This is a genomic window from Mesorhizobium sp. WSM4871 (assembly GCF_055811295.1).
This window is the reverse complement of record NZ_JBVVPU010000009.1, coordinates 1-20,387: the sequence shown is the minus strand read 5'-3', so window position 1 is coordinate 20,387 and position 20,387 is coordinate 1. Positions and strand designations below refer to the sequence as shown.

Genomic DNA, 20,387 nt, shown 5'->3' with positions numbered 1-20,387 from the left:
CGCAGAAAGCGCTGGCTTTGCTGGCACGGCAAGACAGCGATGTACTATTTGGCAATAATCTGGCCATGGTCGCAGGATTATCCTGCGCCAGAACAGGTCGACCAGACCGAACCGAAACGAGCCCCATGACCGCAGTCAACGATCGCGCCCGGTTTCTGATCATCGACGACCATCCGCTGTTTCGCGAGGCGCTGCACAGCGCCGTACAGATGGCCTATCCGGAAGTCGACACGGTGGAGGCGCGCACCATCGCCGAGGCGCTCGAGCTTCTGGCTGATGCCAAGCCCTTCGATCTTGCCTTGCTCGACCTCAGCATGCCTGACGTGCATGGGTTCGAGGGGCTGCTGCAGCTTCGGACCCGTTATCCGCGCCTGCCGGTGGTCATCGTCTCGGGCTATGAGGAGCCCAGGATCATTTCCGAGGCGCTGTCCTATGGTGCTGCCGGTTTCATCCCGAAATCGGTGCGCAAGAGCGATCTGGCCGCCGCCATCCGCTCGGTGATGGAAGGCGCGATCTATGTGCCCGAAACCTATGAAGGCCAGCCGCCGGACGCAGAGAGCGCCGACCGCGCCGAGATGGTGCAGCGCCTTGCCAAGTTGACGCCGCAGCAGCTCAGGGTGTTGCAGATGCTGCGCCAGGGCCTGCTCAACAAGCAGATCGCCTACGAGCTGCAGGTCGGCGAGACCACGGTGAAGGCGCATGTCTCCGAGATCCTGCGCAAGCTCAATGTGTATAGCCGCACGCAAGCAGTGATCGAGGTGTCGAAGCTGGATAATGCGGAGCTGTTTCGGGATCAGGCGGGATTTTAGCTTCGGCCGCGGACAGGTGTTTTCGCTACAGGACGTCGAGCGCGCCTGCCGTGTTGGCCACGCAAACGTTGGGGATTGGCCGAGGTCTCCCCAACTTCGTCATCCCTGGGCGAAGCAGGAGCGAAGCTCCGTCGCGGAGACCCTGGGATCCATGCCGTAACCTTAGCCGAAGAGTGCAGCGGGGCAGAATTTCTGCACCGCAGCAGCGCTCTGACATCGCGGCATGGATCCTAGGGTCTGCGCCGCGTCGCTTCGCTCCTTGCTGCGCCCCAGGATGACGAAGCGATGGGCGTTTCGGCCAATCTCCAAAGCACGCGATCTGCGACCCGCGTCTTTCGGGACATCAAGCCAGCAGATGCGCCAGCAGCGCGCGCAGTTGCGCCGGCTTCAGCGGCTTGCGCATCAGCTCGATGCCGGCGGCGCGGGCGGCTTTTGCGACGGCCTCCGAACCGTCCGCGGTGACGATCAATGCCGGCACGGCGCGGCCGAGATAGTCGCGAACCTCGGCGATCGTGGCGGTGCCGAGATCACCAGCGTCGAGATGCTGGTCGGCAATGACGATGTCCGGCACCCAGTCCGTGTCGCCAAGCATGTCGAGCGCTTCGCCGGTCGAGGTGGCGGCGCGCACCAGACATTGCCAGCGTTCGAGCAGGAACGTCATCGCCTGCAGCACCTCGGCGTCGTTCTCGACCAGCAGCACCTTTGTGCCGAACAGGCCGTAGCCACGCGGCCGCTCCATGTCGGCGGCGTTGGCAATGGCGTCGGCCGTGGCGCCAATGCCGACGGGAACGTCGATGTGGAAGATCGTGCCGTGGCCGACTTTGGACGAAAACGTCACGGGATGGCCGAGCGCGGCCGCAATGCGGCGCACGATGGCCAGGCCCAGACCGAGCCCGCCGCCGGCGAGCCCGGCATCGGCCGGGATCGTGCCGCGGTGGAATTCCTCGAATACCGCCTCGCGCTGGTCGTCGGGAATGCCGCAGCCGGTATCGGCGACATCGATGCGGATCGTGTCGCCGCGATGCCTGGTGCCGACCAGCACGCCGCCGGAGCGTGTGTAGCGCAGCGCGTTGGACAGGATGTTCTGCAGGACGCGGCGCAGCAAGGTGCGGTCCGAACGCACGACCGCATTGACCGGCCGGAACTTCAGCGTCAGCCCCTTCATCTCGGCGACCGGCAGGAAATCCGAGCGCAGCGACGAAAACAGCGTTTCCAGATTGACGTCGCCGATGTCGGGCTGCACGACGCCGGCATCAAGCTTGGAAATGTCGAGCAGGGTGCGCAGCAGGTCCTCCATCGTCTCCAGCGACCGCTCGACCTGCCGCACCAGCTTCCTGCCCTCGTCGGAGGTCTGCACCTCGGCTAGCGCCGAGACGGACAGATGCGCGGCGTTCAGCGGTTGCAGCACGTCGTGGCTGGCGGCCGCCAGGAACCTGGTCTTGGACAGGTTCGCCAGCTCGGCGTTTTCCTTGGCGGCGCTGAGATCGATGTTCGACTGCTCCAGCCGGCGCAAGGTTGAATGCAACTCCTCGGTGCGCGTGCGCACTCGATTCTCGAGCGAAATCGCGGTCTGGAAGAGCGAGAAGGCGTTGCCTTGCTGGTCCATCGACCGCTCGACGCGGCTGACCAAGGCGGCGTTGATCTTCTTCAATTTCTCCAGGTCGGTGATGTCCCTGAGCGGCATGGAAAAATCCTATTCCGCCGCCTGGCGTTCGCCGAAGGCGATGCCGGTAAAAGTCTGGTTCAGATGCATCGACCGGTATTGTTCGCCATAGGTGCCGAAGCCGATGACATTGTTGACCCGGTAGAGTTCCGAAATGTCGCGAAAGACCTGGCGGTTGCGGGCGTCGAGCCGGCGCAGCACGCAGTCGAAGCCAAGGATCACGTCGATGCCGCCCAACCTGTTCTCGACATCCCTCAAGGCGGAACGCGTTGCCTCCACCATATCCTTGGGCTGGGCGATGGAAAGGACGACGCCATCGTCGATGGCGCAGAAGAACGACAATGAACCGTCCGGATGCATCTTCTGGATCGAGCGGCAGTAATATTCGCCGCCCACCTTCACCACCACCGGATGCGAGGCGAAACTCAGCGGCGTCAGGGTCTGCGCCACGATGCCGACCGAAGCGGCATATTCCTCGGCCGCATTGATTGCGTTGAATTCGCGCACGATGCGATGATCGGGGTCGGACGCCGTCACCACCAGCTTCTCGTCGGTGGGAACGAAATTGTCGGTCTTGAAGACGTGGAAAGGAATTTCGGTGGCGATCAGCACGATGATGGCGCTGTCGGAGGCGACCTTGCCGTTCGAGATCAGCCGCGTCGTCTCGAATTTCAGGTCATCGCCCGCCGACCCGCCAATCAGCGGAATGTCGTCGAGGCCCCAATGGATGGCCGAGGTCACCGCTTCCTCGGCATAGGACAGGCCGTCGATGAGGCAGAGCGCGAAGGTGCTTTTGGCCCGCTCGGGCCTGTTCCCGCGCAACGAACGCCTGAGCATCTCGACTTCGCCGGTGATCTTGTCCATGCCCGACGAGGACAGATTTTCGACCATGGCGCTGGCCGCCAAGAACGATGCGGAGGGGAGCAGCATCGCCAGGATATGGCCGTCCTCCAGACCCTGCGGCGTGATCTCGCCGGCGGTCGAGCAGCCGGCATAGCGCAGCGTCGGCGCATGGGTCTTCAGCGCATCCGTCAGGGCGGTCGCCTCGACAAGGCTTTGCGAGAAGAAGAGCAGGGCGAAGCCGGCATCAATGGCGGCGGCTTCCAGTGCCACCGCACGGGCGAAGGCATCCGTGTCGGGTTCGTCGGTGGTAAGCGCCGACAGGCCGCATGCATAGCGCGTCCGTGAACTGGCCAGCGGCTTCCTCCTGTCGTTTCCTCCGACGCTCTCTCTTGTTCGCGGCTCTTTAGTTGGCCTTGCGCGGGGGCGTCAAAACCATTGTTGTCTTCAAGTCGCGCTTTGGCAATGGCCGATCCTGCACCCTGGACTTACTCGCATATAAAGCGGCGCGCGCGATCCTGGCATAGAATTCAAGTACAAAGGGAACCAGAAGGCCAGAATACGCGCGGGCCCCTAAACAGTGCTGGCGCTGCGCTCGATCACGATAGCTGCCGCGCCTCTTCCAGCTTCCAAACATGAGCATGCAGCCGGTGCGCATGGTTCCGCGCCTCGCAGCCCAACAAGTGAATGTCCAGTGAGATGGTTTTAAGGTCGAAGGCGTTCAGATAAATCATCCAGTTCCGGTTTTGCTCTGACAAACCGGCCTCCTGCTCCACGCTGCGGATATTCTCGATAAAACGGCGGGCGTGCCCGATGCGGGCTTGCAGCTCGTCAAGACGGGCCGAAAGATCGTCCGTACTCGACGGGGGCAAAGGTGCCGGTGCGGCCTCGGCTGCAACAACGGCGGGAACGGTCGCGGGCAGGATCGCCGCTGCGCCTATCATCTTCAATGCATCACGGCGTGGCCAGTCGGTCATGATGGAATCCCCTGTTGATATGTCGCGGCAAGGGCGAGGTAGTGCGCCCGAACGTGCGGTTTATCTGCCAGCTCGGCCCGCCCGATGAATTGCCGGATACGGTCGCGCCTCCGGTCGGGTATCTCGGCCTTGACCGGCACAATGGGCAAGCTCGCGGCTGCGATACCTGCCAAAACTGCGCGTCTGGTTATCATCTGCAAAATCTCCGCTCTGCGTCATCGCAGACAATACGCCGGATCGGCTGGGCCGTGAATCCATCGGAGAGTGTGATTCCAACACTCCAAAGTTCTTAAAGTTGGTCTCGCCAGCCACGGCGGTGGCTCATATCGATCGAAGTTCTCGGTTCATGTCGCCGTTTTCTCCGGCGTGACCGAAAGTACAATATGCGGATTTTCGGGCGAACTGCATTCTCACGACTTCGGAATTCAGGCCGCTTTTCCGTGTGCTGCACGGGTGGAGGAAGAGCGGACAGCCGGAGCGCATGCGCCGCATCGGCGACGGAACGACCAAGGTATTTGCCCAGGGAGGTTTCATGTCGGAAGTATCGTTGACGGTCAACGGGAAGCGGGTCAGCGGCGTCGCCGAAGACCGAACGCTGCTGGTTCATTTCCTGCGGGAGAATCTCGGCCTTACCGGCACGCATGTCGGGTGCGACACCTCGCAATGCGGCGCCTGCGTGGTTCATGTCGACGGCAAGGCGGTAAAGTCCTGCACGATGCTGGCGGTGCAAGCCTCCGGGTCGACCGTGCTGACGATCGAAGGTCTGGCCAACGGCGCCGACCTGCATCCGGTGCAGGCGGCATTCAAGGAGCATCACGGGCTGCAATGCGGCTTCTGCACGCCAGGCATGATCATGGCGGCGACCGACATCATCAAGCGTCATCCCGAGGGCCTTGACGAGGCCACGGTGCGCATCGAGCTCGAAGGCAATATCTGCCGCTGCACCGGTTACCACAACATCGTCAAGGCGATCCTGGCCGCATCGGAGACGATGTCCGAAGGGGCGAAGGACAAGGCGAAACAAGCAGCTTAGGGAGTAGGCAGTAGGCAATAGGGAGTAGGGCAAAAACGGCGATACGGAATCGCGAGCTCTTTCCCTACTGCCTAACTTCCTACTGCCTATTCCCTTAAATTCCGGAGGAATTCTTATGGGCATTGAAGGCGTCGGCGCTCGGGTGGCGCGTAAGGAAGACAAGAGGTTCATCACCGGCGCCGGCCGCTATGTCGACGACATGGTGGTTCCAGGCATGAAGCATGCGGCCTTCGTGCGCAGCCCGCATGCGCACGCGCAGATCAAAAACATCGACGTCGGCAAAGCCCAGGCGATGCCCGGCGTCATCGGCGTTTTGACCGGCAAGGAGCTCAAGGCCGACGGCATCGGCAATCTCATCTGCGGCTGGATGATCCATTCCAAGGACGGCACGCCGATGAAGATGGGTGCATGGTCGCCGCTTGCCTTCGACAGGGTCCGCTATGTCGGCGACGCGGTGGTCGTGGTCGTTGCCGAAACCAAGGGCCAGGCGCGCGACGCGGCCGAAGCGGTCGAGATAAGCTACGAGGAGTTGGAGGCGGTCGTCGATGCGCCGAAGGCGCTCGAAAAGGGGGCGCCGCAGATCCATCCGGAAGCCGAGGACAATCTGATTTTCGACTGGGAGCTCGGCGACGCCAAGGCGACCGACGCGGCGATCCAGGGCGCAGCCCATGTCACCCGCATGAAGATCGTCAACAACCGGCTGGTGCCCAACGCGATGGAACCGCGCGCGGCGCTTGGCCACTACGACAAGGCCGAGGACCACTACACCTGCTGGACGACCTCGCAGAACCCGCATCTGGCGCGGCTGGTGATGAGCGCTTTCTACAATATCGCGCCGGAAAACAAGCTGCGCGTCATCGCGCCGGATGTCGGCGGCGGCTTCGGCTCGAAGATCTACATCTATCCCGAAGAGATCGTCTGCCTGTGGGCCTCGAAGAAGACCGGCGTGCCGGTCAAGTGGGTGGCCGACCGCACCGAGAGCTTTCTCACCGATGCTCATGGCCGCGACCATGTCTCGACGGTGGAAATGGCCTTCGACAAGAATAACCGGATCACCGGACTGAAGGTCGACACCATCGCCAATCTCGGCGCTTACATGTCGCTGTTTTCGTCCTGCGTGCCGACCTATCTCTACGCCACACTGTTGTCGGGCCAGTACGACATTCCGGCGATCCACGCCAATGTGCGCGCGGTCTACACCAACACCGCGCCGGTCGACGCCTATCGCGGGGCAGGGCGGCCGGAGGCCACCTATCTGCTCGAACGCACGATGGAAACCGCTGCCCGCGAACTGGGCGTGTCGCCGGCGGAGCTTCGCCGCGCGAATTTCGTCACCTCGTTTCCGCACCAGACGCCGGTGATCATGAACTACGACGCCGGCAACTATGCCGCTTCGCTCGACGCGGCGATGGGGGCTGCCGATTATGCCGGCTTTGCCACGCGCAAGGCCGATGCCGCCAAGAGAGGCAGGCTGCGCGGCATTGGCATGAGCAACTACATCGAGGCCTGCGGCCTCGCGCCTTCGGCGGCGGTCGGCAGCCTTGGAGCTGGCGTTGGCCTTTGGGAAAGTGCCGAAGTGCGCGTCAATGCGGTCGGCACCATCGAGGTGCTGACCGGTTCGCACAGCCATGGCCAGGGCCATGAGACGACCTTCGCGCAACTGGTCAACCAGCGTTTCGGAGTGCCGATAGACAGTGTCTCGATCGTCCATGGTGACACCGACAAGGTGCAGATGGGCATGGGCACCTACGGTTCGCGCTCGGGCGCGGTCGGCATGTCGGCCGTCGCCAAGGCGCTCGACAAGGTCGAGGCAAAGGCCAAGAAGATCGCCGCGCATCTGCTTGAGGCCGACGAGGGCGACATCGTCATCGACAATGGCGCGCTGAAGGTGGCCGGCACCGACAAGAGCGTGCCGTGGTTCCAGATGGCGTTGGCCGCCTACACCGCCCATAATCTGCCGGGCGGCATGGAACCCGGGCTGAAGGAGACGGCGTTCTACGATCCGTCGAACTTCACCTTTCCGGCCGGCTGCTATGTCTGCGAGGTCGAGATCGATCCGGAAACCGGCACCACCGAGATCGTCCAGTTCGTCGCCGCCGACGATTTCGGCAATATCATCAACCCGATGATCGTCGAGGGCCAGGTGCATGGCGGCATCGCGCAAGGCATCGGCCAGGCGCTGCTGGAAGGCGCCTTCTACGATGCCAGCGGCCAGCTTCTGACGGCGAGCTACATGGACTACACCATGCCGCGCGCCAGCGACCTGCCGTCGTTCAAGGTCTCGACCTCGAACACGCCATGCCCGGGCAATCCGCTCGGCATCAAGGGCTGCGGCGAGGCCGGCGCCATCGGTTCGCCGCCGGCGGTCATCAACGCCATCACCGACGCCATTGGTATCGTCGATATCGCCATGCCGGCATCGCCGTCCACGGTGTGGGCAGCGATCCGGGCGGCGAAGCACTGAAAGAGAGGAGTAGTGAGTGGTCAGTAGTGAATAGTTCCGGTTGAGGCAGACGGCCTGCTTATCAGCTTCATCACTACTCACTACTCACTACTCACTGCCGACTATTATTTCACGGGAGAATCCCATGTACGCAGTCAACTATCACCGCGCCGCCTCGGTCTCTGATGCCGTCAAGCTGCTGGAGAGCGGCGATGCGAAATTGCTGTCGGGCGGCATGACGCTGATCCCGGCCATGAAGACGCGGCTTGCCGCACCGTCCGATCTCGTCGACGTCTCGAACATCGAGGAGCTGAAAGGCATCGAGGTGTCGGGCAGCACCATCACCATCGGCGCCGCCACCACGCATTACGACGTCGCCCGCGACGAGAAACTGAAGAGCGCCTGCCCGGCCTTAGCCCACATGGCCTCTTTGATCGGCGATCCGGCGGTGCGCTACAAGGGCACGATCGGCGGCTCGGTCGCCAACAACGACCCGGCGGCCGACTATCCGGCGGCACTTCTTGCGCTCGACGCCAAAATCGTGACCAGCAAGCGCGAGATCGCCGCCGCCGCATTTTTCAAGGGCCTGTTCGAGACGGCGCTGGAGGATGGCGAGATCATCACGGCTGTGACCTTCACCGCGCCAGCCAAGGCGGCTTATGAAAAGTTCCGCAATCCGGCATCGCGCTATGCGATCGTTGGCGTGTTCGTGGCCAAGGGCGTGGACGGCGTCCGGGTTGCCGTCACCGGGGCTGGCGATAACGGTGTGTTCCGTTCGAAGGAGATCGAGGCGGCACTTGCCTCGAATTTCGACGCCGCCGCGCTCGGCGGGGTGACAGTGACGGCGAATAACCTGATGACCGACATGCACGCCTCGGCTGATTACCGCGCCAATCTGATCGCGGTGATGGCCAGGCGCGCGGTGGCTGCCGCCAACGCCTGACGTCAGCCAGATATTGGCGCAGGAAGGGGCTTTGCGGCCCTATCGCATCTTTGTTTATGCAATTCCCTGGGGGAAAGCGCTATGCGCTTTTCCGGAAAACCGCTCTGCGCTTTTCCTGGAATTGCGTCGGCGACGATCTCGCACTTGCACAAGGTGATATTGCACTGCAATATGCCGACCAAACGCGAGCCGGGTTGGAAGTATTCACCTGCAGCCCTTTTCGCATCATTCAATGCGAAGGGAGCCGGTATGACGGACATCTCCGCGACGCATGTCGTTCCGTCCCGGTCCGCCGTCGACACTGCGTCGAGGACAAGGCTGGCCTATCTCGACGGATGGCGCGGCCTGTCGATAGCACTGGTGCTGATCGGCCATTTCTTTCCCGTTCCCGGCATAAATCTCGGCGTCATGGGCGTCGAGTTCTTCTTTGTGCTCAGCGGCCGGCTGATGGCTGAAATCCTGTTTATCGAGCGTTATCCGCTGAAGAAATTCTTCAAGCGCCGGTTCTCGCGCATCTACCCGGCGCTGCTAGTTTTCGTCGTCGTCTCGATGATTGCCTTGTCCGGCACCTTCATCGCCTTCAAATGGAAGGCGGCGCTGACGGCACTGACGTTTACCTATAATTATGCTGGAATTCTCTTCACCCGGGCCGGCGCGCTGGACCATATCTGGTCGCTCTGCGTCGAAGAACATGCCTATGTCATCCTGGCGCTGATCAGCTTCGTCGTTTCGGGGCGTAGCCGCGTCATCGCGCTGCTCGGCGCACTCTCTCTGCTCGCCATGGCGAATGGCGCCATTTCCTACTGGGTCTTCGGCATGGCTTACGAAGCCACCTACTGGCGAACCGACGTCCACATCGCCTCGATCCTGCTGTCGGCGGTGATCTGCCTCATCAAGGCCGACGACAGGCTGCCGGCCTTGTTCAGGGGTCCGCATGTGGCCCTTGTGGCATCCGCTGCGGCGGTCCTTCTGTTCATCGACCCGGTGCCGACGCCGATCCACTATCTTGTCGCCGTGCCGCTGCTGGCGCTTGCGGTCAATTCGCTCGACTTCAGCGCTCGTTACCTGACCGGATTCTTGTCCTCCCCGCCGATGGCGATGCTCGGGCTGTGGTCGTATTCGCTCTATCTGTGGCAGCAGCCCTTCTATAAATTCGTCTATGAGCAAGGCAGTGCGCCGCTGCTCATGCTGGCCGGCGTGTTCGCCTGCGCGCTGTGCAGCTATTACATCGTCGAAAAGCCGGCGCGGGGCTGGCTGAACCGCAACTGGTAGCGCCGGCGCCGGCTCAGGCCGTCATCTTTCGCTCGTAGTAGCGTACGGCCTTCTTGCCGCCGTGGATCAACGCGTCGCCGACCTCGACAAAGCCGAGTGCCGCGTGAAAGGCGTCCGAGGCGGGATTGGGCGGCTCGGCATTGACCTCGCAAGTGACGATGGTCTGGCCGGCACGCGCAACCTGGTCGAACAGATCCTCATACAGCCGGCGGGCGTGGCCTCGGCCGCGCGCGTGGCCAGCGACGACGACACGGTCGACATAGACGAAGCGCTTGTAGCGTTCGCGGAACCACAGGAAATTCGGGCTGTCGTATTTGGCGTCCTGGTCGAAGGTCATGATGAAGGCTTCGAGCGCGCCGATGCGGCGCGCATAGAATGCCTCGCCGAGAAGGAAGGACAGGCGCGCTGCTTCGAGCCATGACAATTCGGCTGCGTGCTCGTTGTTGAGGGCGAGGATGGCGGGTTCGTCCTCAGGCGCAACCCTGACGATCGGCGAGAGTGTGTTCGTCATCGGGCCCGAACCGCCGCGATCGTCGCTGCCACCAGCGCTCCGTCGGTGACGGTGGTGCGGTACTCGCGATCAAGGTCGTCACCGCCCATGCCGACATGAGGATTTCGGTAGCGCATGGCGCTCGGCACGTCCTTGAGCGCGGCGAAATGCATTTCCGTCAGTCCGGTCTTTTCCGCCACCTCGGCAATGTTGTCGGGACCAAGCGCGCCGCAGCCGAGAATGATGATGCGGTCGCCGGCCTGCCGCACGAGATCCGCCAGCAGCGCCACTCCTTGCGCCGCCGTGTCGCGCTGGCCGCTGGTCAGCACCCGGCCGACCTTGCAGCGGATCAGCGCTTCCAGCGCCTCGGCCGGATCGCGCGTCATGTCGAAGGCGCGATGGCAGGTGACGTTCAAGGGCCCGGCCGCCCGCACCAGTTCGCTCATGCGTTTTTCGTCGATCGTGCCGTCCGCGTCCAGACAGCCGACGACGACACCGGCTACGCCGAACTCGCGGAGCGCGCTCACATCGGCAAGCATCGAGCCGTACTCGGTGTCGCTATAAAGGAAATCGCCACCACGCGGCCGCACGATGACATGGAACGGGATCGTCGCCAGTTCTAGGGCCGCCCGTACCGTGCCGAGGCTTGGCGTGATGCCGCCTTCGACAAGGCTGGCGCACAACTCAACCCGGTCGGCGCCGGCTGCTTGCGCGGCGAGCAGCCCATCTATGCCTTCGACGCAGATTTCGATCAAGGGCAGGCGAGGGCGTTCGATGTCGGTCACGGGGCGGTCCACTGATGGTTAGACATCGCGCAGCCCTAGCATCGGGTCCACCGTCGCGAAAGTCGGAACCGTTGGCTCAGTGCGCAAGTCGTCGCTCATTGCTATCACGAGGCGGCTGATCGGCGCGTCTTGGGGTGAGGAGGGCATGCTTTCGAGCGAGCGGCGAGTGGCCCCGTGCATGACGATTTCAGAAGTGCCGACTATTGCCGCAACACGGTGTTCTTGGTGCCCTGTTCGACCTGGTCGATCACCAGCAGCTTGACCGGATCGGGCCCGACATTGGTGGCCTGGTGCCACTGGCCGATCATCTCCACGATGAAATCGCCAGTCTTGTAGGTGTTGCTCTTGCCGGTCTCGACATTGGTGACCCGAAGCGTCCCGGCCTGGACATAGGCATAGCGGGGGAAGGGGTGCCTGTGGACCGGCAAGGTTGCACCCGCCGCGATGTCGTAAGTCGAAACCAGGACCTCGACGTTCTTCTGCGGCAGCGTTATCGGCTGGCCGGATGCTGTCTCCGTGCGTGAGGCAAGCGGAGTTACGACGACCGGCATTCCGCTGCTGTCCAGCGCCTGAGCAGCGTTTGCGAATAGCGCTGCCGCCAGCAGCGTCATCGATGTCAGAATCTTTCGCATGGTTCCTCCCAAGCCTGGTGACACCATCGCGCAGGCAACATCCGCGCGCAAGCACCGGGATGGCCACCATGGCGTGTGGACGATTTCCGGGCTTGATCCCAAGCCCGCGACCGGGTGGGCGCCCCAGTCAAAAACATAGCCAATTAGCTTCCTGTATTGACCTGCGCCAGGTTTCGCGATAGATAGCCATATGGCTAACTTTAATGCGCAACTGCCAACGATTTTCGGAGCGCTCTCGGACCCGACGAGGCTTGCCGTGGTGGAGCGGCTGGTGACCGGACCGGCCTCTGTTTCCGAGTTGGCAAAGCCTTTCGATATGGCCGGGCCATCCTTTCTCAAGCACTTGAAAGTCCTTGAGGACGCAGGTCTTGCTCGCAGCGAGAAGAAGGGCCGGGTGCGAACGGTAACACTCAGCCCCGATGCGCTGCATTGGGTCGAGGAGTGGGCTCTGCGGCATCGCCGGCTTTGGGAGCACCGCTTGGATAATCTTGGCAACTTCCTGGTGAAAGGTAACAACTGATGGAGAGCAGGTCGCAATACCACGACAGCTTTACGATCGAGCGCGTGTATCCAAATCGCAAGGCTGAAGTCTGGGCCGCTTGGAGCATTCGAGAGAAGAAAGCCGAGTGGCTGGGAAATTCCGCGCTCGAAATGGATTTCCGCCCCGGCGGATTCGAACGTGGCGCCTATCGCCACGACACGGATGATCATGTCAACGAGACGCGGTATTTCGAGATCGTCGAAGGCGAGCGTATCGTCCTGGCCTATTCCATGGCCGTGAATGGCCGAATCCACACGGTTTCTCTGGCGACCATTACGTTCACGGATGAGAATGGCCAGACGCGCCTGCGCTATACGGAGCAGATGTGCATTATCCCGCCGAGCGATGGTCTCCGAGGCCGGGAACACGGTTGGAGCGCGTTGCTCGACGCCTTGGGTTCCTGCCTCGCCGGGAAAATTCGCAACGATGCGAAATAGCTCTGAAGCCCCACGCGGCACAAACAAAGCTTGTGGCTGCCTATCTTGACTTGCGTTGGGGTTCAAAACGACGTGCCTTGAGTTGTGTCTCATGCATGTCGCGCCTCGGTTCCATGCTTCAACGGGCTCTGCGGAACATGCCGGGCGACATGCCGTGCGCGGCGCGGAAAGAGCGTGTGAGATGGCTCTGGTCGGCAAAACCCGCTGCAAGGGCGGCATCGGCGAGGCCGAGCCCTTCTTCGATCAGGAGGCAAGCGCGGCGTAATCTCCGATCGCGGATATAGGCCGCGGGCGTCAGGCCAATCGTCTTCTTGAAATCCCGGATGACCTGGAACCGGGTGACGCGCGCGGCGTCGGCAAGCCGCTGGAGATCGAGCGGCGAGCCAAGCCTGCTTTCGATCAGTTCCTCATAGACAGGGAATCGCCGCCGCCATCCGGCGCTTTCGACCTCGTCGACCCGCCCGTTCCAGTCGCCGTGCCGAACGACGAGACACCCCAGCGCGGCGAGCAGGGACGCCTCGGCTTTCGTCGCGTCCTGGGATGTCGAGCCTTCATGCGCCGCGGCCAGCGCCGAGGCGAGATAATGGTCTTCGATGATCGCGCGCGAAAAGACCGGGGCGCGATCCCGGCCCAACTCGCGGGCGAGCGCCGTCATCAGCGGCACGGTGGGGTAAAAGGTCCGGTAGGCCCAGCCCTCATCCGCGCCCTGTTCCCCGTCATGCCACTCCTCGGGATTGACAATGGCAACGGTGCCGGCGGGGGCGATGACATTGCGGCGCCCGATGCGGATGCGCTCGCAGCCAGCGGTGATCAGGGCGATCACATAGGTCGGGTGCGTGTGCAACTCGTATCGATGCCGTGTGAAGCGCGCCTTGAACAGGCCAAGGTCGGGGAAGCAGGGATGGCGCCAGTATCTGCTGGTTTCGGTCGCGTGCACGTCTTTCGCCCTGCGGTCAATCCGGTTCAAGACGCCCCTTGTCCGGCCTTCTATTCCAGGGCGATGCCAAGGAGCGGACCATGAACGCCCTTTGCCGCCAATGGGGAGAACATCGTGCTGCACAATGACCCGATCGCCGCGCTGACGCCAGAGGTCATCGAATGGCGACGCCATATCCATGCCAATCCAGAACTCGGATTCCAAGAGCACGAAACGGCACGTTTCGTCGCCGAGAAACTACGCGCCTTCGGCTTCGACGAGGTGCATGAGGGGATCGGCGGCACCGGGGTTGTCGGCGTCTTGCGCAGCGGCACCGGCGCACGCGCCATCGGTCTTCGCGCCGAACTCGACGCGCTTCCGGTCGTGGAGAGGACCGACTTGCCCCATGCCTCCAGGAATCCGGGCGTGATGCACGCCTGCGGCCATGACGGCCACACCGCCATGCTGCTCGGCGCCGCCAGGCTGCTCAGCCAATCGCGCGCCTTCGACGGTACCGTCTGCTTCGTCTTCCAGCCGGCCGAGGAGAACGAAGGTGGCAGTATGCGCATGATCGAGGACGGCCTGTTCAAGCGTTTCCCGGTCGAGGCGATCTATGCCGTTCACAATTGGCCGGGCGTCAGGCTGGGGGCGATCGCCGCGCGCGTCGGACCGCAGATGGCGGCCGTCGACACTTTCGAACTGACCTTCGAAGGTCTCGGCGCGCATGCCGCCATGCCGCAACTCGGCGACGATCCGATTCTCGCGGCCGGCGCCTTTGTCCAGGCCGTCCAGCGCATCGTCAGCCGCTCGGTCGATCCGCAAAGCGCGCTTGTCGTCAGTCTCACGCAGATCCATGGCGGCAATGTCGGCAACATCGTGCCGGGCAAGGTCTGGCTGCAAGGCACCTGCCGCTTTTTCGAGCCCGGCCATTCCGATCACTGCGAGCGGCTGATCGGAGAGATCGCCCGGGGCATTGCCGCGGCCCATTCGCTCAACGCCACGCTCGATTACAAAAAGGGCTATCCGCCGCTGATCAACACGGCGGCTGCGACGGCCCGCGCTGTCGAGGCGGCTGCCGCCACCGTCGGCAGGGACAACGTCTTGACGGAGTTCAGCCCGAGCCTCGGTTGCGAGGATTTCGCCTTCATGGTTCGCGAGGCAGGCGGCTGCTACGCCTGGATCGGGGTCGGCGATGTCGGCCCCGGCGAGGGGCTGCATGGCGATCGCTACGTCTTCAACGACGAGATCGTGCCGACCGTGCTGCGCTACTACCTCAATCTGGTCGAGCTGACGCTTCCCGGCAAATCGGGACAACCTTGTTAAGCCCGCGTCCGTTCGTAAGGTTGCCTTGCGATATGCGTCAGAGGCGCTCGTTTCGCAACCGGTCAGCCAGGACATCTATGAACGCGCGCGTCTTGGCGATGGGCATGCGCGTCGGCGGAAAGACCGCATGGATGGGTAGCTTGGCTGCCTCGAATTCTTCGAGGATGAGCTTGACCAGGCCTTGGTCGACAAGGTCCCGGATCTGCCATAGCGGTGCCAGGCCCAGACCCATGCCACGCAGCACGGCGGCCGTCGTCGCGGCAACGCTGTCCGTCCGCAAGCGCCCGCTCACCCGCACCAGCCGGCGCTGGCCGCCGATGTGGAACGGCCACGGTTCGGGTTGCCGATCGACGACGCGGACTATGCATTCGTGCCGGGCGAGATCGAGAGGGTGCGCGGGTCGGCCGTTGCCGGCAAAATATGCCGGCGCGCCGAACGCGACGATGCGAAGCTCGCCGAGCCGCCTGACCTTCAGGGTCGAGTCGGCCAGTTCCCTGATGCGCACCGCCACGTCGAGTTCGTCATCGACAAAATCCACTTCGCGATCGGACGGAAGCAACTCGACCTCGACGCGGGGATGGCGTTCCATGAAATCGCAGACCGCGGGCGCTACCTGGGCGGCGGCGAACTGAACGGGTGCGGCTATTCGAATAAGGCCCGAAAAATCGGCGCGCTTGTTGGCCGCCTCACGCCTGGCGTCGGTGATGTCGGCCAACGCCGGCTTGATCCGCCGATAGAAAGCAAGGCCCGCTTCGGTAGGGCTCGACTGGCGCGTGGTGCGCCGGACGAGTTCGACCCCGACGCTTCGCTCCAGCGCCATCAGCGAGCGATTGACCGACTGCAGAGACCGGCCGAGGTGGCGAGCGGCGGCTGTTTGGCCGCCCTTGTCCACGACCGCCACGAAGGTTGCGAGATCGTCCAGTCGATCCATGGTACTCTCCCAAATTGCGGAAGAGTGTATCGCTTTTCGGGTCAATTGTCTCGCTGGGAGATAGGCCCAATCTTCGTGAAGCGTGTCCGCTTCGTGGTAATGGCGTCGCCGTTTCCCGACGGATATCGAACCCGCATATCCCAATGAGGAGGAACTCATGGACTCCAACCGCCGGGCAATCCTGATTGCTGGCCTGGCCGCAACGACGGGAAGCGGTCGTCCAGGCAGAGCCGAAGGGCCGTCTGCGGCCCAATCCGGGAAAGAGGCGCTGCCGCCTATGGACGGAACTCTGCGCTTCGACGACGAAGCGCGGACCGCAGCCGCGGAGGATTTCGGGCACATCATGCACCGAACACCGGAGGGCGTTCTGCTTCCCGGGTCGGATCAGGATGTCGCAGCAATAATCCGCTGGGCCGGTAATACGAGCCGCAAGATCGTGCCACGAGGACAAGGCCACTCGGTGTATGGTCGCGCGCAGATCCGCGACGGCATAGTGATCGACATGACGCCGCTGCGCGCCATCCACGAGATCCACAACGACCGGATTGTCGTCGGCGCCGGGGCGAAGTGGAGTGAGGTGCTCGCTGCGACCCTGCCGAGCGGGCTCACGCCGCCCGTGCTCACCGACTACCTCGAACTGTCGGTTGGCGGCACTTTGGCGGTCGGCGGCATCGGCGGTGCGACCTCGCGGTATGGGATGCAGAGCGACAATGTCCTTGAACTGGATGTCGTTACCGGCAGGGGCGAGAAGATCACCTGTTCGCTGCACAGCAACGCCGACCTGTTCCACACGGTGCGAGCGGGCCTTGGACAGATTGGCGTCATCACTCGAGCGACTCTGAAGCTCATTCCAGCGCCGAAGAAGGCACGTCGCTACGTTCTCACCTACCCAGATCTGCTGACGCTGCTGGCCGACGAACGTTTGCTTGCCGCTGAAAGCAGGTTTGACGCTGCCCAAGGGTCGATACTGCCCACACCGACCGGCTGGACGTTTAGACTGGAAGCGATGCGCAGCTTTTCCGGGGATGAGCCGCCGGACGACAATGCCCTGCTCGCAGGCTTGTCCGACGATCGATCCGCAGCACAGCTGAGCACACAATCCTATTTCGATTATCTCAACCGGCTTGCCGCACTCGAGCAGCTTCTGCGATCCAACGGCCAGTGGTTCACCCCCCACCCGTGGCTCATGACATTCGTAGGCGACTCGAGGATCGAGTCAGTGGTCAGGGGCGAGCTGGACAGGCTGACGCCAGCGGATCTGGGAAATTTCGGCCAGGCGACGCTCTCGGCGTTCCGCCGGCCGGCGGCCATCAGCCCGCTGCTGCGGCTGCCGGCGGATCGTCTGATATACGCGTTCAATCTGGTGCGGATTCCCACAACCGACGCCGTTGCCGAGACCAATCGGCTCGTAAAGGCCAACCGGGCCATTTACGAACGGATTCTTGCAGCCGGCGGCGCTCTGTACCCGGTCAGCGCTTTCCCGATGTCTCCTGACGATTGGCGCCGGCACTTCGGCGCAGCCTGGACACAACTACACGCTGCCAAGCAAAATTTCGACCCGGGGCATGTCCTCAAATCCGGCTACGAGGTTTTCTGCTCCGGCCAGCTTTGAGTTTCTGCCTTATGCATGTCGTCGCAAAACCGCGGCACACTTTTGCGCGACATGCATTGAGGCGGCGCATCGTGCGGCGCCTGATCACTGGGCCTGGACAGCCGGCCGAGGTGCAATGCTGGGAAGGTGGCCGGCGCCACTGTGGGGGGCGTTGGGGTAGGTTGCCTGGTGGGCGCCGGCCAGGCGGAAATCAAATCCGCACGGAAAGGAAGGTAGCAAATGTCACAGGTCAGGGTATTGCGTGATCGCGGAAGGTGGCGGTCCTGTCCCAACCGGCGACATGTCCGATGGAGCCAGTCATGCTCCACCCGCACAGGTTGCGCCGGGTTGAAAATGCCTGGGATCACCCGGTGCGTCGCTGAGCCGAAACATTGCTTCCTTCATCGCCTGCCTCCTGAATGCTGATCCGCTTTTCGGAAGCTGCCGGTGGCAGTTCGAACAGGCTGGCGCCGCCCACCGGCTCTCGCTCGACATAGCCGATTATTCGAAACCATTTTGCGACGTCAGGTCTGCGGAGCCAACTGGTTGAGTGAATGGGGAGGTTGCCGGCAAGCGCCTGGATTTGGCGAATGTGCCGCTTGCAGAAGCGGATGGTCGCGGCGCTGAAGAAATCCTCGCGCGCGGCGAACAATGTAACCGCGGCGTCGCTATGCTCATGCCAGGCGATGATCGCGACGGTCTTGTCATCCTGAACAAGCGCGTGGGCGCGACCTTCCTTGAGATTCATCATCAGATTGTCGTAGGCGATCTTGGGATCCTTGCCGGCCGCGACATACTCGTCGGACATGCGCTTCGACAGATCACGAAAAACGTCTTCCAGATCGCCGACCGTGGCGGTGCGTGATTTCATCTCTCCTCCTGAAGCCCGCCAGGGAGTTTGCCCTATGGATGCCGGATCACCAAGCAAATCCAGTTCACATCTGCCCGAACGCGAGCAATCTCGTTTCGCTGGCACAACGCACTCGGGGCGACGTGATAGCCACGGCATGGCGGACGTTCGATGGTCGAAGCCGGTAGGCAGGCGCTTTTATCAGCTCAGTCGCCCCATGGATTTTGGCTTCCTTACGCCAAAACCATGTTGACCGGCCGTCGAGGCGAATAGGGCAGGGTTGGTGCGTAGCCAAAGCGTATAATCATGTCGGGCCGCCCTGTTGCGCCAACCAGTCCTGCCATTTCAGCACGCCGACGGGTGACCTCGACCGGCTGGTTGATGAACGCAAGCTTCAGCCCGAGGCTTGTCGCCATGAGCGCGAAGCGCTGGCATGCTTGCCCCACCCCGATCCAATGCTCTCGATCCTCCTGATCGCCAACGAAGACCGCGATTCCAGCGGAGGAGTCGATGTGACGCGCGTATTTCTCCCCTTCAGATCTTGCATCGAAGAAGTTGTCGAATGCCAGCCTTCCCAAGGCCGCGGGTAGCGAGGGGTTGCCGGTTGCGGCCGAGAAGAGCCCATCGCCCGAAGCCATGGCACTGCGGGGGTTGAAACGAAGCCAGTGCTTGAGTTCGGCCATGAAGGCGGGATCGGCCATCTGGTCGTCGTTGCCGGCCACAACCAGATCGCGTATTCTGCCGATCCTCGCGCGATCGAGGACGAGGATCAGCTTGACGCCCGGAATGGCGGCGGCTCGTTCGAGCAACGCCAGGTCGGCGGTCGAAACGGAGCGGCGGTCATATTCGCTGCGGGTCGACTGGCGCTTCGCAATGGCGGGGAGCAGCGGCTCCTGTCTCGCCGGGCCAGTGACGAACTCGTAGCGGATGCTGCCGTCCGGCGCGACGGCGATTTCACCGAGGCGCCCCGACGAGGCGGCCGCAACAGCGAGATTTGCCGCCGCGCAGCCGAGGCTGACGAATAGGTGGTGGTCATCAGGATCGACCGCAGGCGTTCTTCTCGATAAATCCGGCAGGATTTCGATTACGCGATCCTTCGCGCGGAAGTACCAAGGCTGCGTATTGTGGCTGTTGGCGGCGAGACTGGCGTAGCGCACGACATCGCCGATGTCAGGGGGCGTCAAGTCGCTTCGAAGGCGAGCGGTGTAGGCTTCATACTCGGCTGCCGAGCCGACCGAGGCCTTCCAGGCCACCGCACCAGCGCCAGCCACCACAAACGTGGCGCCTACACCCACCATCAAGCTCCGCCTGTTCATCGCCCACCCGTGCCGGTAGATGGGAGAAGAAGAGCCATGCCTTGCCGCGGCGATCATTGATCCCGGTCAATTGAACACGTCGACCCCGCGCCAGGGCGGCAACGCGCGGCGGCGTCCAGATGATCTCCGCCGCTAGAACGTACAGTTCGCGCAATGTGTCGCACGCCGTCCAAAGCGGTCAACGCAACGTGGCGAGCATGTGCGCCAAATGTCGCTTCCGTCGTCGCGTTCTCACGCGGTGTGGTGTCCAGGCAATCGACGTGGATTGGGTCAGGGTTGAGCAGGTGCGTTTGTAGGCACCTGCTTCTTCCCCGACATCCAACTCAGAAAAGTCTTGCCAAGCCGATGGCCTGGCAATTCGATTAGAACGAAGCTTGGCCATGCGACGCCAGTCACGACGACAATGGTCACCACGACCGAGGCATCAAGCTTTAATCCACGTGGCATCGGCAACGCCGCGACGGCAAAACCGGCTTGGCTTGCGCTTACCCCCAACGCATTGCCGCCGTTAAGATTCCGGTAACGGCGTACAATCAAATCGCAAGACAATTGGTATCCATCGAAGATCAATGATTCTATCAACGCGTGTTGCTAA

The 20,387-nt window shown here is 62.7% G+C and carries 20 protein-coding genes; 9 read left to right on the top strand and 11 right to left on the bottom strand.

All coding sequences use genetic code 11. The features are described 5' to 3' along the window. Positions 1 to 125 precede the first annotated feature (125 nt). A complete protein-coding gene (locus tag AC0L2H_RS18940) occupies positions 126 to 809 on the top strand; it encodes a response regulator (RefSeq protein WP_473591640.1) in 684 nt (227 codons plus the stop codon). Between the two features lie 343 nt (positions 810 to 1,152). On the opposite strand, the gene AC0L2H_RS18935 is transcribed toward AC0L2H_RS18940, so the two are convergent. From AC0L2H_RS18935 to AC0L2H_RS18925, 3 genes are all read right to left on the bottom strand, one after another. Further along, entirely contained in the window at positions 1,153 to 2,493 is a 1,341-nt protein-coding gene (locus tag AC0L2H_RS18935; protein ID WP_473591639.1) for an ATP-binding response regulator, read from the bottom strand. A 9-nt stretch (positions 2,494 to 2,502) separates the two neighbouring features. Further along, entirely contained in the window at positions 2,503 to 3,636 is a 1,134-nt protein-coding gene (locus AC0L2H_RS18930; RefSeq protein ID WP_473591901.1) for an FIST N-terminal domain-containing protein, read from the bottom strand. Between the two features lie 275 nt (positions 3,637 to 3,911). Beyond that, positions 3,912 to 4,289 (bottom strand): hypothetical protein, encoded by a 378-nt coding sequence (locus tag AC0L2H_RS18925; protein WP_473591638.1) that lies wholly within the window; start codon positions 4,287 to 4,289, stop codon positions 3,912 to 3,914. Between the two features lie 532 nt (positions 4,290 to 4,821). On the opposite strand from AC0L2H_RS18925, the gene AC0L2H_RS18920 reads away from it, so the two are divergent. The 4 genes from AC0L2H_RS18920 (at position 4,822) to AC0L2H_RS18905 (ending at position 9,980) form a co-directional block, all read left to right on the top strand. Continuing rightward, positions 4,822 to 5,322: a (2Fe-2S)-binding protein gene (locus AC0L2H_RS18920; protein WP_473591637.1), complete on the top strand. Its 501-nt coding sequence runs from the start codon at positions 4,822 to 4,824 to the stop codon at positions 5,320 to 5,322. A gap of 115 nt (positions 5,323 to 5,437) precedes the next feature. Further along, positions 5,438 to 7,786 (top strand): xanthine dehydrogenase family protein molybdopterin-binding subunit, encoded by a 2,349-nt coding sequence (locus AC0L2H_RS18915; RefSeq protein ID WP_473591636.1) that lies wholly within the window; start codon positions 5,438 to 5,440, stop codon positions 7,784 to 7,786. A 124-nt stretch (positions 7,787 to 7,910) separates the two neighbouring features. Then, positions 7,911 to 8,708, top strand: a complete 798-nt coding sequence (locus AC0L2H_RS18910; RefSeq protein WP_473591635.1) for an FAD binding domain-containing protein — start codon at positions 7,911 to 7,913, stop codon at positions 8,706 to 8,708. 249 nt (positions 8,709 to 8,957) lie between these two features. Continuing rightward, positions 8,958 to 9,980, top strand: a complete 1,023-nt coding sequence (locus AC0L2H_RS18905; protein WP_473591634.1) for an acyltransferase family protein — start codon at positions 8,958 to 8,960, stop codon at positions 9,978 to 9,980. Positions 9,981 to 9,993: 13 nt separating this feature from the next. Here the strand turns inward: AC0L2H_RS18905 and AC0L2H_RS18900 are convergent, their stop codons facing one another. The 3 genes from AC0L2H_RS18900 to AC0L2H_RS18890 all read right to left on the bottom strand — a co-directional run bounded on the left by AC0L2H_RS18900 (position 9,994) and on the right by AC0L2H_RS18890 (position 11,887). Beyond that, positions 9,994 to 10,491, bottom strand: a complete 498-nt coding sequence (locus AC0L2H_RS18900; protein ID WP_473591632.1) for a GNAT family N-acetyltransferase — start codon at positions 10,489 to 10,491, stop codon at positions 9,994 to 9,996. After that, a complete protein-coding gene (locus AC0L2H_RS18895; RefSeq protein WP_473591631.1) occupies positions 10,488 to 11,267 on the bottom strand; it encodes a copper homeostasis protein CutC in 780 nt (259 codons plus the stop codon). Before AC0L2H_RS18895 ends, AC0L2H_RS18900 begins: the two co-directional genes overlap by 4 nt. A gap of 188 nt (positions 11,268 to 11,455) precedes the next feature. Continuing rightward, positions 11,456 to 11,887, bottom strand: coding sequence for a cupin domain-containing protein (locus AC0L2H_RS18890; RefSeq protein WP_473591630.1), 432 nt, complete (start codon positions 11,885 to 11,887; stop codon positions 11,456 to 11,458). Between the two features lie 190 nt (positions 11,888 to 12,077). Between AC0L2H_RS18890 and AC0L2H_RS18885 the strand changes: the two genes are divergently transcribed. Together AC0L2H_RS18885 and AC0L2H_RS18880 are read left to right on the top strand one after the other, a co-directional pair. Beyond that, a complete protein-coding gene (locus AC0L2H_RS18885) occupies positions 12,078 to 12,407 on the top strand; it encodes an ArsR/SmtB family transcription factor (protein WP_473591629.1) in 330 nt (109 codons plus the stop codon). Further along, positions 12,407 to 12,865 (top strand): SRPBCC domain-containing protein, encoded by a 459-nt coding sequence (locus tag AC0L2H_RS18880; RefSeq protein ID WP_473591628.1) that lies wholly within the window; start codon positions 12,407 to 12,409, stop codon positions 12,863 to 12,865. The genes AC0L2H_RS18885 and AC0L2H_RS18880 overlap by 1 nt, the downstream gene beginning before the upstream one ends. Positions 12,866 to 12,983: 118 nt before the next feature. Here AC0L2H_RS18880 and AC0L2H_RS18875 read toward each other — a convergent pair whose 3' ends face one another. Beyond that, on the bottom strand, positions 12,984 to 13,802 hold the full coding sequence (locus AC0L2H_RS18875; protein ID WP_473591627.1) for an AraC family transcriptional regulator: 819 nt from the start codon (positions 13,800 to 13,802) through the stop codon (positions 12,984 to 12,986). A gap of 114 nt (positions 13,803 to 13,916) precedes the next feature. On the opposite strand from AC0L2H_RS18875, the gene AC0L2H_RS18870 reads away from it, so the two are divergent. Next, positions 13,917 to 15,104: an amidohydrolase gene (locus AC0L2H_RS18870; RefSeq protein WP_473591626.1), complete on the top strand. Its 1,188-nt coding sequence runs from the start codon at positions 13,917 to 13,919 to the stop codon at positions 15,102 to 15,104. Between the two features lie 37 nt (positions 15,105 to 15,141). On the opposite strand, the gene AC0L2H_RS18865 is transcribed toward AC0L2H_RS18870, so the two are convergent. After that, the gene (locus AC0L2H_RS18865; RefSeq protein ID WP_473591625.1) at positions 15,142 to 16,035 is read right to left on the bottom strand and encodes a LysR family transcriptional regulator; all 894 of its coding nucleotides are present in this window, start codon (positions 16,033 to 16,035) and stop codon (positions 15,142 to 15,144) included. Positions 16,036 to 16,192: 157 nt separating this feature from the next. On the opposite strand from AC0L2H_RS18865, the gene AC0L2H_RS18860 reads away from it, so the two are divergent. Continuing rightward, complete coding sequence (locus tag AC0L2H_RS18860; protein ID WP_473591624.1) at positions 16,193 to 17,647, top strand: FAD-binding protein; 1,455 nt, start codon at positions 16,193 to 16,195, stop codon at positions 17,645 to 17,647. Positions 17,648 to 17,990: 343 nt separating this feature from the next. Here AC0L2H_RS18860 and AC0L2H_RS18855 read toward each other — a convergent pair whose 3' ends face one another. The 3 genes from AC0L2H_RS18855 to AC0L2H_RS18845 all read right to left on the bottom strand — a co-directional run bounded on the left by AC0L2H_RS18855 (position 17,991) and on the right by AC0L2H_RS18845 (position 20,362). Continuing rightward, entirely contained in the window at positions 17,991 to 18,497 is a 507-nt protein-coding gene (locus AC0L2H_RS18855; protein WP_473591900.1) for a hypothetical protein, read from the bottom strand. A 212-nt stretch (positions 18,498 to 18,709) separates the two neighbouring features. After that, a complete protein-coding gene (locus tag AC0L2H_RS18850; RefSeq protein ID WP_473591623.1) occupies positions 18,710 to 19,774 on the bottom strand; it encodes an Acg family FMN-binding oxidoreductase in 1,065 nt (354 codons plus the stop codon). Positions 19,775 to 20,062: 288 nt separating this feature from the next. Further along, positions 20,063 to 20,362, bottom strand: coding sequence for a hypothetical protein (locus tag AC0L2H_RS18845; RefSeq protein ID WP_473591622.1), 300 nt, complete (start codon positions 20,360 to 20,362; stop codon positions 20,063 to 20,065). Between the last annotated feature and the right edge of the window lie 25 nt (positions 20,363 to 20,387).